General features: G+C 75.0%; 10 protein-coding genes. 6 read left to right on the top strand and 4 right to left on the bottom strand.

The features are described 5' to 3' along the window. Positions 1-135: 135 nt before the first annotated feature. Positions 136-507 carry a helix-turn-helix domain-containing protein gene (locus tag BLP29_RS03565; protein ID WP_207798277.1) on the bottom strand — a complete coding sequence of 124 codons (372 nt, stop codon included), beginning with the start codon at positions 505-507 and terminating at the stop codon, positions 136-138. Positions 508-575: 68 nt separating this feature from the next. Between BLP29_RS03565 and BLP29_RS03560 the strand changes: the two genes are divergently transcribed. Genes BLP29_RS03560 through mnhG form a run of 6 tightly spaced genes read left to right on the top strand, consistent with a single transcriptional unit; the run spans position 576 to position 6,966 of the window. Beyond that, positions 576-3,467 carry a Na+/H+ antiporter subunit A gene (locus tag BLP29_RS03560; protein WP_092799800.1) on the top strand — a complete coding sequence of 964 codons (2,892 nt, stop codon included), beginning with the start codon at positions 576-578 and terminating at the stop codon, positions 3,465-3,467. Next, entirely contained in the window at positions 3,464-4,060 is a 597-nt protein-coding gene (locus BLP29_RS03555; RefSeq protein ID WP_092799798.1) for a Na(+)/H(+) antiporter subunit C, read from the top strand. The genes BLP29_RS03560 and BLP29_RS03555 overlap by 4 nt, the downstream gene beginning before the upstream one ends. Beyond that, the gene (locus BLP29_RS03550; RefSeq protein ID WP_243469664.1) at positions 4,060-5,640 is read left to right on the top strand and encodes a Na+/H+ antiporter subunit D; all 1,581 of its coding nucleotides are present in this window, start codon (positions 4,060-4,062) and stop codon (positions 5,638-5,640) included. The genes BLP29_RS03555 and BLP29_RS03550 overlap by 1 nt, the downstream gene beginning before the upstream one ends. Next, on the top strand, positions 5,637-6,218 hold the full coding sequence (locus BLP29_RS03545; protein ID WP_092799796.1) for a Na+/H+ antiporter subunit E: 582 nt from the start codon (positions 5,637-5,639) through the stop codon (positions 6,216-6,218). Before BLP29_RS03550 ends, BLP29_RS03545 begins: the two co-directional genes overlap by 4 nt. Then, complete coding sequence (locus BLP29_RS03540) at positions 6,215-6,547, top strand: MrpF/PhaF family protein (protein WP_092799794.1); 333 nt, start codon at positions 6,215-6,217, stop codon at positions 6,545-6,547. Before BLP29_RS03545 ends, BLP29_RS03540 begins: the two co-directional genes overlap by 4 nt. After that, positions 6,544-6,966 carry a monovalent cation/H(+) antiporter subunit G gene (mnhG, locus tag BLP29_RS03535; protein WP_092799792.1) on the top strand — a complete coding sequence of 141 codons (423 nt, stop codon included), beginning with the start codon at positions 6,544-6,546 and terminating at the stop codon, positions 6,964-6,966. The genes BLP29_RS03540 and mnhG overlap by 4 nt, the downstream gene beginning before the upstream one ends. 12 nt (positions 6,967-6,978) lie before the next feature. Here the strand turns inward: mnhG and BLP29_RS03530 are convergent, their stop codons facing one another. Genes BLP29_RS03530 through BLP29_RS03520 form a run of 3 tightly spaced genes read right to left on the bottom strand, consistent with a single transcriptional unit; the run spans position 6,979 to position 12,715 of the window. Then, the gene (locus tag BLP29_RS03530; RefSeq protein WP_092799790.1) at positions 6,979-10,392 is read right to left on the bottom strand and encodes an error-prone DNA polymerase; all 3,414 of its coding nucleotides are present in this window, start codon (positions 10,390-10,392) and stop codon (positions 6,979-6,981) included. 14 nt (positions 10,393-10,406) lie between these two features. After that, on the bottom strand, positions 10,407-11,978 hold the full coding sequence (locus tag BLP29_RS03525; protein ID WP_092799788.1) for a DNA polymerase Y family protein: 1,572 nt from the start codon (positions 11,976-11,978) through the stop codon (positions 10,407-10,409). After that, positions 11,975-12,715 (bottom strand): hypothetical protein, encoded by a 741-nt coding sequence (locus BLP29_RS03520; protein ID WP_092799786.1) that lies wholly within the window; start codon positions 12,713-12,715, stop codon positions 11,975-11,977. The genes BLP29_RS03525 and BLP29_RS03520 overlap by 4 nt, the downstream gene beginning before the upstream one ends. Between the last annotated feature and the right edge of the window lie 41 nt (positions 12,716-12,756).

Genomic DNA, 12,756 nt, shown 5'->3' with positions numbered 1-12,756 from the left:
GGCGCTGGCCGCGCCTCGGCCCCCCCCGGGTTCCGCGGCCCCGGCTCGCGCTCCCGCCGAGGCGAGGGATCCCTTCCACCCCGGGCAGGCCGCCTCCGGTACGGAAGGGCTCCCTTGCCCGGGGGTGGTGTGGCCTCAGGCAGGCAGCGGTGGGTCCTCGTGGTGGCAGCGGCGCTGGTGCTCGAGGACGTCGGAGAGCTTCAGCCGGCGGTGGCTGCCGGGCTGGTCGTAGGGGATCGCCCCGTGGTCGAGCAGCCGCACCACGGTGGGTCTGCTCACACCGAGCAGGTCCGCGGCCTCCTGGGTGGTGAGCGTGCGCTCGTGCGGGGTGAGCGTCACCGCGGCACCGTGCGCGAACGCGTCCAGCGCCAGGGCCAGCACCTCGGCCACCTCGTCGGGCAGCGGGACGCCGTGGCCGTCGGCGCCGCAGAGCACCCACGGGCCGGGCGGCACGGCGGGCACCGACGCCGGTGGGTGCACCGTCGACTCGCGCATCCGGCCGTCCACGGGCAGACTGTAAATCGAACGAAACGAACGCGCACGCCGATGGGCGTCCCCGACCCCGATGGAGACCTGTGGGCCTGCTGCTCCTCGCACACCTGGCGGCAGCCTGCCTGGCGCCGCTGCTGGTGCGCTGGTGGGGGCGGTCGGCCTACTACGCGCTGGCGCTGGTGCCCGCCGCCGGGTTCGTCTGGCTCGGCGCCCAGCTGAGCACCGTGCTCGACGGCGGCACGGTCGACGAGCGCACCACGTGGATCCCCGCCCTCGACCTCGACGTCACCCTGCGCCTCGACGCGCTCGCGCTGACCATCGCCGCGTTGGTCACCGGTGTCGGTGCCCTGGTGTTCGTCTACTGCGCCCGCTACTTCGAGCCCGGCGACGAGGGCCTGGGTCGGTTCGCCGGCGTGCTCATGGCCTTCGCCGGCTCGATGCTCGGTCTCGTCGTCGCCGACGACATGCTCCTGCTCTACGTGTTCTGGGAGCTCACCACCGTCTTCTCCTTCCTGCTGATCGGCGGCAGCGGCGCCAAGGTCGCCGGCCGCCGCGCCGCCCAGCAGGCGCTGGTGGTCACCACCGCCGGCGGGCTGGCCATGCTGGTCGGGCTCGTGATGATCGGCCAGGCCAGCGGCAGCTACCTGCTCAGCGAGGTCGTCGCGAACCCCGGCAGCGGGGCGCAGGTCACCGTCGGCGTCCTGCTGGTGCTGGCCGGTGCGGTCACGAAGTCGGCCATGGTGCCCTTCCACTTCTGGCTGCCCGCGGCCATGGAGGCGCCGACCCCCACCAGCGCGTACCTGCACGCCGCGGCGATGGTGAAGGCCGGCATCTACCTGGTCGCCCGGCTGGCCCCCGGCTTCGCCGACACCCCGGGCTGGCGGCCGGTGCTCATCGGGCTGGGCGTGGCCACCATGCTGCTCGGCGGGTACCGCGCGCTGCGGCAGTACGACCTCAAGCTCCTGCTGGCCTTCGGCACGGTCAGCCAGCTGGGCTTCCTGATGGTGCTGGTCGGCATCGGCAGCCGCGAGGCCGCTGCGGCCGGCATCGTGATGCTGCTGGCCCACGGGCTGTTCAAGTCCACGCTGTTCCTCGTCGTCGGCATCGTCGACCACGCCTGCGGCACCCGCGACCTGCGCGAGGTCAACGGTCTGGGCCGCCGGGTCCCCGTGCTGGCGGTCATCGCCACCCTGGCCGGTGCCTCGATGGCCGGGTTGCCTCCGCTGCTGGGGTTCGTCGGCAAGGAGGCCGCGTTCACCGCCCTGCTCGACGGCGGGCTCGAGGGCCGCACCTGGGCGATGCTCACCCTGCTGGGCCTGGTGCTCGGGTCGGTGCTCACCGTCGCCTACACCGCCCGGTTCCTGTGGGGGGCCTTCGGCACCGGGGGGTCGCTGCGCCGGTGCGCCGCCGACCGCCCGTCGCCGGCCCACCTGCACCGCCCGGGCCCGGCGTTCCTGGCCGCCCCCGCCGTGCTCGCCGTCCTCGGCCTGCTGGCCGGGCCGTTCTCCGGCCTGCTCGATCCGCTGGTGGCCCCCTACGCCGACACGCTCCCGCTGGTGGCCGAGGAGGCCGAGAAGATCGCGCTGTGGCATGGCTGGCAACCGGCCCTGCTGCTCTCGCTGGTCACCCTCGGCGGCGGCCTGGCGCTGTTCGCCGCCCGCGACCTGGTCGCCCGGCTGCAGCGCCGGCTGGCCGTCGACCCCTCCGCCGACGAGGGCTACTGGCACACCATGCGCGGCCTGGACCGCGTGGCCCAGACGGCCACCCGCACCACCCAGCGCGGATCGCTGCCCACCTACCTGGGCGTGATCCTGGTCGTGCTGGTTCTGCTGCCGGGCTCCGCCCTGGTCTTCAGCGCCCCCTGGCCCGAGGACGTGCGGCTCTGGGACACCCCCGTGCAGGCGCTCGTCGGCGTCGTCGTCCTGGGCGCCGCAGCGTTGGCCATCCGCATCCGGCAGCGGCTGTCGGCCGTCCTGGTGGTCGGGGTGACCGGGTACGGCGTCGGCGTCCTGTTCGCCCTGCAGGGCGCGCCCGACCTGGCGCTCACCCAGTTCCTGGTCGAGACGCTCACGCTGGTCACCTTCGTGCTCGTGCTGCGCAAGCTGCCCAAGGACATCTCCGACCGGCACCGCGCCAAGGAGCGCACCGCGCGCGGGCTCATCGCGGTCGCCGTCGGGCTGCTCATGGGCGGCGTCGGCGTCGTGGCGCTCGGTGCGCGCACCGCGACGCCGGTGTCGGTCGACTACCCCGAGCAGGCCTACGAGTTCGGCGGCGGGGAGAACATCGTCAACGTCACCCTGGTCGACATCCGCGCCTGGGACACCATGCTCGAGGTCTCGCTGCTCGTCGTCGTCGCCACCGGCGTCGCCAGCCTCGTGTTCCTGCGCGAGCGCACGGGTGCGGTAGCCCGGGCCGGGGGCGTCGCGCGCTCGGCTGCCCGGCGCGCCCCCCGCGACCGCTGGCTGGCCGCCAGCGCCACCCTGGACCCGCGGCGGCGCTCGGTCATCCTCGAGGTGATCACCCGGGTGCTCTTCCACACCATCGTCGTCCTCAGCGTGTACCTGCTGTTCAGCGGGCACAACGTGCCCGGCGGCGGGTTCGCCGGCGGCCTGGTGGCCGGGCTCGCCCTCGTGCTGCGCTACCTGGCCGGCGGACGCTACGAACTCGGCGAGGCCGCCCCGGTCGACCCCGGCAAGCTGCTCGGCGGGGGTCTCCTGCTGGCCGGGGGCACGGGCGTCGCCGGGCTGGTGCTGGGCGTCGACGCCCTGCAGACCACGATCCTGCAGGCCACCCTCCCGGTGCTCGGCGACGTCAAGCTGGTCACCTCGCTGTTCTTCGACATGGGCGTCTACCTGATCGTCATCGGGCTCGTGCTCGACGTCCTGCGCAGCCTCGGCGCGCAGATCGACGCCGACGACGAGGACGGCGACGACGACGCCCGCGACGGCGCAGGCACCGCGGAGGCGACCCGATGACCCCCACCGTGGTGCTGCCGGTCATCGTCGCCGGGCTCTACGCCGCCGGCGTCTACCTGCTGCTGGACCGCAGCCTCACCCGCGTGCTGCTGGGCTTCCTGCTGCTGGGCAACGCCACCAACGTGCTGCTGCTGTCGGCCGGCGGGGTGGCCGGGCTGGCGCCGATCCTGCCCGTGTCGGACACCTCGCTGATCAACGACCCGCTGCCGCAGGCGCTGGTGCTCACCGCCATCGTCATCACGTTCGGCATCTCGGCGTTCGTGCTGGCGATGATCTACCGGTCGTGGCGGCTGGTGCGCGACGAGGTCGTGCAGGACGACGCCGAGGACCTCCGCGTGGCCACCCGCGAGGAGATCGACGCCGACGACATGGACCCCGAGGCGATGGACCCCGCCGACCGCGGGCCCGGCGACGGGTTCACCGTCGAGCGCGACCCCCTGCACGGTGAGGTCACCCCGCCCTCGGACGACGTCGCCCTGGCGCTGGCCCGGGAGGAGGCGGCCGAGAACGAGTCCGCCGAGGCCCGCGCCGCCGGCACCCCCGACCGCACCCCCGCGGGCGGCCGCCCCGTCGACCGGGAGGAGGAGCACTGATGGACGACCTGATCCGGGTGCTCACCCCGCTGCCGGTGCTGCTGCCGCTGCTGGGCGCGGCCGCCGCGCTGCTGGTCGGCCGGCACCCCCAGCTGCAGCGCACCGTGAGCATCGTCGTCCTCAGCGGGGTGCTCGCCGTCTCGGTGGCGCTGCTCGTGCTCGCCGACGACCAGGGCGCGACGTCGGTGTCGGTGGGCGGGTGGCCGGTGCCGCTGGGCATCGTGCTGGTCGTCGACCGGCTCAGTGCGCTCATGCTCGTGGTGGCCAACACCGTCACCCTGGGCGTGCTGGTGTTCGCCGTCGGGCAGGGTCTGGCCGACGGCGAGGAGACCGACACCCCGCTGTCGATCTTCCACCCGACCTACCTGGTCCTGGTGGCCGGCGTGAGCAACGCCTTCCTGGCCGGTGACCTGTTCAACCTCTACGTCGGCTTCGAGGTGCTGCTGGCGGCCAGCTACGTGCTGCTGACCCTCGGCGGCACGGCCGGCCGCATCCGGGCGGGCATCACCTACGTGGTGGTCAGCCTGATGAGCTCGCTGGTCTTCCTGGCCGCGATCGGGCTGGTCTACGCCGCCACCGGCACCGTCAACATGGCCCAGCTCGCCGTCCGGCTCGGTGACCTGCCCGACGGCACGCAGCTGCTGCTGCAGTCCATGCTGCTGGTCGCCTTCGGCATCAAGGCCGCGGTGTTCCCGCTGTCGGCGTGGCTGCCCGACAGCTACCCGACCGCGCCGGCCCCGGTCACCGCGGTGTTCGCCGGGCTGCTCACCAAGGTCGGCGTCTACGCGATCATCCGCACCAACACGCTGCTGTTCCCCGACGGCGCGCTCGACGACGTCCTGCTGTGGGCAGCGCTGGCCACCATGGTGATCGGCATCCTGGGCGCGGTCGCGCAGACCGACGTCAAGCGCATGCTCTCGTTCACCCTGGTCAGCCACATCGGCTACATGGTGTTCGGCGTCGCCCTGGGGACGACGGCCGGCTTCGCCGGCGCGATCTTCTACGTGGTCCACCACATCGCCATCCAGACCACCCTGTTCCTGGCCACCGGCCTGGTCGAGCGCCGCGGCGGGACGACGAACACCGAGAAGCTGGGCGGGTTGGCCAAGGCCTCGCCGCTGCTGGCGATCCTGTTCTTCGTCCCGGCGATGAACCTGGCCGGCATCCCGCCGCTGTCGGGCTTCATCGGCAAGCTGGGCCTCATCGAGGCCGGGGTGGCCATGGGCGGGGTGGGCCCCTACGTGCTGGTCGGCGGGGCCGTGCTCACCAGCCTGCTCACCCTGGTCGCCATCGCCCGCGTGTGGGGCCGTGCGTTCTGGCGGCCCCGTGCGGTGGACACCGCCGACGAGGACGTCGAGGCGATCCGCCCGGCGCCCGGCACGTCGACCACCACCGAGGAGCTGCAGGCCGCCCGGCTGCCGCGCACGATGGTGGCCGCCACCGCCGGGTTCGTCGCGGTGACGCTGGCCATCACCGTCTTCGGCGGCGTGCTCTACGGGGTCGCCGACCGCGCCGCCACCGACCTGCTCGACCGATCGCCCTACATCGAGTCCGTCTTCGGCGAAGGGGCGATCCCGTGACCGCCCGGGTCTCCCGGCTGCGCCAGCAGGGCTTCCTGCTGGTCTGGCTGGTGCTGGTCTGGAACCTGCTCTGGGGCACGTTCTCCTGGGCCAACCTGCTCAGCGGCGTCGTGATCGCGCTGGTCATCACGACGCTGCTGCCGCTGCCCACCGTCGAGACGGTCGCGGCGTTCCGGCCGGTGGCCGCGGTCCGGTTCGTGGGCCGGTTCCTGGCCGACCTTGTGGTGTCCAGCGTCGAGGTGTCGTGGCTGGCGTTCCGGCCCGGCACCCACCGCTCGGCGATCATCACCGTGCAGCTGCGCACCGACTCCGACCTGCTGCTCACCGTCATCGCCGAGGCCCTCTCGCTGGTGCCCGGGTCGCTGGTGCTCGACCTGGACCGCGAGCACTCGACCATGGCGGTCCACCTGGTGCAGGTGCGCGACGCGGCCCACGTCGAGCGGCTGCGGGCCGACGTGCTGGGCATGGAGGACCGCGTCGTGCGCGCCTTCGGCTCCGCCGAGGACATCGCGCGGCTGGACGCACCCGGCACCGTGACCCCCGAGATCGACGGCACCGAGAGGATGAGCCAGCGATGACCGTGGTCGCGATCGTCTGCTTCGCATTGCTGGGCGCCGGCGCCGTGCTGATCCTGGCCCGGTTGGCCATCGGCCCCTCGCTGCTGGACCGGGTGGTGTCCACCGACGCCCTGCTGGTCACCATCGCCTGCGGCATCGCCGTCTACTGCGCGGTGTACCGCGACATCTCGCTGGAGCCCGTCCTGCTGGTGGTCGCCCTGCTCGCCTTCGTCGGCTCGGTCTCGGTGGCCCGGTACATCGGCGGCATGCTGGTGGCCACCGAGCCCGGCCCGGACGAGGAGCCCGTGGTCGGCGGGTCGACCAGGCAGGGTCGGGAGGAGGCCCCGTGAGCGCCGCCGACGTCGTCGCCTCGATCTGCCTGGTGCTCGGCTGCTTCCTCTGCCTGACCGCCGGGCTCGGCCTGGTGCGCTTCCCCGACGTGCTCAACCGCATGCACGCCGCCACCAAGCCGCAGGTGCTGGGCGTGCTGCTGGTGATGACCGGCGCGGTCATCCGGCTCACCGGCCAGCCCATCGTGTGGATGCTGGTGCTGGTCGCGGTCTTCCAGCTGCTCACCGCCCCGGTCAGCGCGCACATGGTCAGCCGCATCGCCTACCGGCGCCGGCACGTGCGCCGCGACCTGCTCGTGGTCGACGAGCTGGGCACCACCGGCGACACGCTGCCGGCCCGTCCGCACCCGGTGCACCCCGAGGGCGACCCCGATGCGGACGAGCCCGCCGACGGCCCCGAGGCCCGTCCCACCCGCTGACCTGCGCCTGCCTCAGCGGAAGTCGCGGGAGGTGGTGCGGGCGGTGATGGCCAGCTGGTCGAGGCTCTCGGCGACCAGGTTGACCACGCCGGCGTTGCGCTCGACCCGCCCGCGCACCACCAGCGCCGAGGCCTCCCGGGCCACCCGGCGGTGCCGGGCCCAGACCCCGGCCGACACGATCACGTTCACCAGCCCGGTCTCGTCCTCCAGGTTCAGGAACGTGGTGCCCCCCGCCGTCGCCGGGCGTTGCCGGTGGGTGACCACCCCGCCCACCCGCACCCGGCTGCCCGGCTCGGCGCGGCCCAGCGCGGTCGCCGACAGCACCCCGGTGGCGTCGAGCTCGGCCCGCACGTGCTGCACCGGATGGCTGTCGGTGGAGATGGCGGTGGCCCACAGGTCGGCCATGGTGAGCTCGGGGTCGCTCATGCCCGGCAGCATCGGCGGCGGTTCGGACCCGGCGGTCCCGGCCAGCAGGTCGGCGCTCTCGCGGGCGGCCCGGCCGGCCTCCCACAGCGCCTGCCGTCGGGAGATGCCCAGCGGGTCGAACGCGCCGGCGGTGGCCAGGGCCTCGAGCTGGGCGGTGGTCAGCCCGACCCGCAGCACGAGGTCGGCCATCGAGGTGAACGGGCCGTCGGCGTCCCGGGCGGCCACGATGCGCTCGGCGACGTCCGGCCCGATCGTGCGCACCCCGGCCAGCCCCAGCCGGACGACGAAGCCCTCGTCGAGCCGGTGGTCGGCGGTGTCGAAGGGCGCGTCGGGGTCGAACTCGCCGCTGGGTGGTTGCTCGAGGCTGCGGCAGGCCGGGTCGCCGGTCGGGCGGGGGTCCTCGCCGGACCGCTCGAGGTCGGCGTGCACCCCGGACCGCAGGATGTCGGGGGTGCGCACCTCGACCCCGTGCCGGCGGGCGTCGGCGACCAGCGTCTGCGGGGACCAGAAGCCCATCGGCTGGGCGCGCAGCAGGGCGGCCAGGAACGCCGCCGGGTAGTGCAGCTTCAGCCAGCTGGAGCTGTAGACCAGCAGCCCAAAGCTGATCGAGTGGCTCTCGGCGAACCCGAAGTTCGCGAACGCCTCGATCTTGGCGTAGATGTCCTCGGCCAGGCCGCCGGTGATGCCGTGGGCCGCCATGCCGGCGAACAGGGTGTCCTTGAGCCGGCCGATCTTCTCCAGCCCGCGCTTGGAACCCATCGCCCGGCGTAGCAGGTCGGCGTCGTCCCCGCTGCACCCGCCGACGGCCTGGGCGATCTGCATGAGCTGCTCCTGGAACAGCGGGACGCCGAGGGTGCGCTCGAGCACCGGCTCCAGCAGCGGGTGCGGGTAGGTGACCTTCTCCTGGCCCAGCTTGCGGCGGATGTAGGGGTGCACCGCCCCGCCCTGGATGGGCCCGGGCCGGATCAGCGCGATCTCGATGACCAGGTGGTAGAACTGCCGCGGTCGCAGCCGGGGGAGGGTGCCCATCTGCGCCCGGCTCTCGACCTGGAAGACCCCGATCGAGTCGGCCCGGCAGAGCATGTCGTAGACGCCCGGTTCCTCCTTGGGCATCGAGTCCAGCGTCCAGCGCTCGCCGGTGTGCTCGGCCACGATGTCGAAGCAGTGCTGCAGGGCGGCCAGCATGCCCAGGCCCAGCAGGTCGAACTTGACCAGGCCCATGGCGGCGCAGTCGTCCTTGTCCCACTGCAGCACGGTGCGCTGCTCCTTGCGGGCGTGCTCGATCGGGCAGACCTCGCCCACCGGCCGGTCGGTGAGCACCATGCCGCCGGAGTGGATGCCCAGGTGCCGCGGGAACCCCAGCAGCTCGCCGGCCAGGTCGACCACGGCGTCGGGGATGTCGTGGTCGGCCGCGGTGGCCACCGACCCCCACGCCTCGACCTGCTTGGACCAGGCGTCCTGCTGCCCGGTGCTGTGCCCCAGCGCCTTGGCGACGTCGCGCACCGCCAGCTTGGGCCGGTAGGTGATGACGTTGGCGACCTGGGCGGCGTTGCGGCGTCCGTACTTCCCGTAGACGTACTGGATGACCTCCTCCCGCCGGTCGGCGTCGAAGTCGACGTCGATGTCGGGTTCCTCCTCGCGGGTGGTCGCCAGGAACCGCTCGAAGGGCAGCCCGAAGCGCACCGGGTCGACCGCGGTGATGTCGAGCAGGTAGCAGACCAGCGAGTTGGCCGCCGACCCCCGGCCCTGGCAGAGGATGCCCTCGCCCCGGGCGAAGGCGACCAGGTCGTGCACGATGAGGAAGTAGCCGGGGAAGTCCTTCTCCCCGATGACGTCGAGCTCGCGGTGCACCCGGTCGGTGTACTCGCGCTCGTCGACCCGCCAGCCGCCCGAGGGCCCGAACCGCTTCTCGGCACCGCGCAGCACCAGCTCGCGCAGCCAGCTGATCGGGGTGTGCCCCGCGGGGATCTCGGTGCGCGGCAGCCGGGGCCGGGCCAGCTCGAGCGGGAAGGTCAGCTGGTCGGCCAGGTGCACCGACCGTGCGACGGCCCCGGGGTAGCGGGCGAACCGGGCCGCCATCTCGGCACCGGAGCGCAGGTGCGCCGCGCCCGTGGCCGGCAGCCAGCCGTCGATGCCGGTGAGGTCGCGCCGGGCCCGGACGGCGGCGAGCGCGGTGGCCAGCCGTCGTCCGGCCGGGGTGGCGACGTGCACGTTGCCCGTGGCCACCACCGGCAGCCCGGCCGCCGCGGCCAGCCCGGCGACGGCGTCGTTGGCCCGGCTGTCGGTGGGGTGCCCGTGGTCGAACAGCTCGGCCACCACGTGGTCGCGGCCGAACAGCGCGGTCAGCCGGTCGAGCTCGGCGGCCGCGGCGTCCGGGCCGCCGGAGGCCAGCGCCGCGCGCACGGTGCCCTTGCGGCAGCCGGTGAGCACCAGCCAGTCGCCGCCGGACGCGGCGGCGAGCTCCTCGAGGTCGTAGACCGGCCGGCCCTTCTCGGCCCCGCGCAGCTGCGCCCGGGTGATCTCGGCCGAGAGCCGGTGGTAGCCCGCGGTGCCGCGGGCCAGCACCAGCAGGTGGCTGCCCTCGGGGTCGGCGACGCCGTTCTGCGGCCCGGGCAGCCCCAGCGACAGCTCGGCGCCCACCACGGTGGGCAGGTCGTGGGCCTTCGCGGCCTCGGCGGCGCGGACCACCCCGTAGAACCCGTCGTGGTCGGTGACCGCCAGCGCGTGCAGACCCAGCCGCGCGGCCTCGGTGACGAGCTCCTCGGGGTGGCTGGCACCGTCGAGGAAGCTGAAGTTGGTGTGGCAGTGCAGCTCGGCGTAGGGGACGCCGGGCAGCACCGGCTGCGGGGTCTCGACCGGCGGCGGCGTGTAGGGCTGCCGCTTGCGCGACCAGGCCGGGCTGTCGCCGCCGTCGCCCTGGGTGGGGGAGCCGGGGCGGTGGCGGTCGGAGAGCCGGCGCTCGAGCTCCGACCACGGGATGGGTGGGTTCTGCCAGCCCACGTCAGCGCGCTCCTTCAGTCATAGCTGGCCTCGACCCACCAGCGCCCGCCGCCGACCAGCAGCAACCAGGCGCTGCCGTCGACGCCGACCACCTGGAAGCGGGCCAGCTGCCCGGGGGCGTCGTCGGTCCACCAGCGCTCGTCGACCGGCCACGGCCCGGCCCACGCCTGCACCGGCTGCCAGCCCACCGGCCAGCCCGCGACCGGCCGGGCGTCGTCGTCCACCCGGAACCGCACCGGGGGCACCGACAGCACCCCGCGGTCGGACAGGACGGCGGGTGACCCGCCCGGCCCCAGCACCCCGGCCGGTCCGGGGCGGGGGAGCACGGTGGCCGGCAGCGGCGGCGGCAGCTGCCCGGGCCACGGCGGCTCGCCGGGGCGGGCGGGCACCGGGCGGTCGCCCCAGGGGACGAAGGTCATGCGGTCGGCCGGGCCGCGGCCGCCGCCGATCACCGTGGTGCCGACGGCGCGGTGGCCCAGCCGGCTCTGCACGCGGGTGAGCGCCTGGTGCACCTGCTCGTGCGGCGCCCCGCCCCACAGGCCCTCGGCGTGCGCGCCCTGCGGCTCGACGTCCTCGGGCACCAGGTCGACCCGGGCCACCGGCCCGGTCAGCCCGCCGGCGGCCAGTTGCCACTGGACCCGGTCGAGCACGTCGGCGGCGGTGAAGAAGCGGGGGTGCAGCCAGCGGCGGACGACGAGGCCGTCGCGGTCGTCCTCGATCTCCACCCGCAGCCCGGTGCACACCAGCACCTGGCCGGTCAGGCCGGCGACGAAGTCCTCGGCGGTGGGGCCCAGCGTGGCCACCACCTGCTCGGCGCGGTCGAGCGGGGGGTCCAGGTCGACGGTGCGGCCCAGCTCGGGCAGCGGGGCGCGACCGGCGGCGGCGCGTTGGTCCTCGCCCCGGGCCAGCCGGTGCGCACGGCCACCGTCGGCACCGAACCGGGCCAGGACGTCGGTGAGCTCGAGCGCCGCGAACGCCCCGGCGGTGCGCAGCCCCATGCGGCGGAGCAGGTCGGGGGCGTCGGGCTCGAGCACCGGGGCCAGCACCTCGACCGGCAGGTCGGCCAGGAAGGCCCGGTCGCCACCGACGGGCACCACCCGGGTGCCGGGCACCGCGGGGGCGGTGCGGGCGGCGTGCTCGGCGCTGAACGGGCCGTCGGCGATGCCCACCCGCACGCCCTCGATGCCCAGCCCCTCGACCACGTCGAGCAGCACCGCCGCGGCGGCCGCCTCACCGCCCAGGTAGCTGCTGGCGCCGCGGGCCGGGACCGCGCAGGTGCCCGGCCGCAGCACCTGCACGCCCGGGGCCACCGCCTCGACCGCGCGCAGCACCGGCTCGAACGCGCGGGCGTCGCGGCGCTGGTCGGCCGGGACGACGACGAGCTCGGGGCAGCGCGCCTGCGCCTCGCGGACCCGCAGCCCAGCGAGCACCCCGGCGGCGTGCGCGGCGGGGGACAGCGCGACCACCCGCCCGCGCTCGACGACGGCGGCGGGCGGGCCGGCCGGGCAGTCGGCGACCCGCACGGCGGCGGTGACCGGCCAGTCGGGGCACCACAGCACGATCGTCCGGTTCGGGGACCGGCTCACCCGGCGACCCTGGTGAGCGGTGTGGTCGACGGGGTGCTGGTCTGCGGGGCCGCCGGCTCGAGGGCGGGGCGCACCCGGCCCTCGGCGTCGGGCAGCCACATCCGGGTGTGCTGGGCCCGGCCCGCGCGGCGGCCCTGCACCGCGACCGCCGCGATGCGCCCGGTGAGGTGGCCGTGCCCCTCACCCAGCCCCCGCCACTCGCTGCCGGTGACGGTCAGCTGGGCCTCGGTCTGCGGCCAGGCCGAGGCACCGTGGGCACCGTGGGGGGCGTGCACCACGAGTGCCGCGCCGCGCTGGCGCAGCCGGGCGGTCAGCCGGCTCGCCTCGCCCGGGGCGACCCGGCGGGGCAGCCCGACCAGGACGACGGTGAGCGCCCCCACCAGCGCGTCGACGATGCCCACCGGGTCGGTGCCGGGGTCGGGCACCAGCACGGTGCGCGCGAGGTCGACGCCCATGCCCGCGGCGGCCTCGGCGCCGAAGCCGGGCACCCCGACGACGCCGCACCACTCACCGGCCGCCGAGGGCCCGGCCAGCAGCGCCGTGGCCAGCGCGACCGAGCCGAGCACCGAGTAGACCGCCCCGGTGTGCAGGGCCCCGCCGGGCAGCAGCGGAGCCAGCCCCGGCACCGTCTCCAGCGGGCGCCGGGGCGTGGTGCTGCCGAACCGGCTGTCGACCGCGGCGACCGCCGACCGGGCGGCGGCCAGCCGCTCGGCGAGGTCGGGCGGGAGCGCGGTCACCGGACAAGGATCGAACACGTGTTCGATCGATGTCAAACCGG

It is taken from the genome of Klenkia marina (assembly GCF_900101025.1).
Lineage (GTDB): Bacteria > Actinomycetota > Actinomycetes > Mycobacteriales > Geodermatophilaceae > Klenkia > Klenkia marina.
This window is presented reverse-complemented; position numbering and strand designations above follow the sequence as displayed.

Bases quoted from the DNA above. Each gene is read 5' to 3' on its own strand.
- BLP29_RS03555 (WP_092799798.1), top strand. From the start codon at position 3,464: ATGACCCCCACCGTGGTGCTGCCGGTCATCGTCGCCGGGCTCTACGCC.
- BLP29_RS03550 (WP_243469664.1), top strand. From the start codon at position 4,060: ATGGACGACCTGATCCGGGTGCTCACCCCGCTGCCGGTGCTGCTGCCG.
- BLP29_RS03540 (WP_092799794.1), top strand. From the start codon at position 6,215: ATGACCGTGGTCGCGATCGTCTGCTTCGCATTGCTGGGCGCCGGCGCC.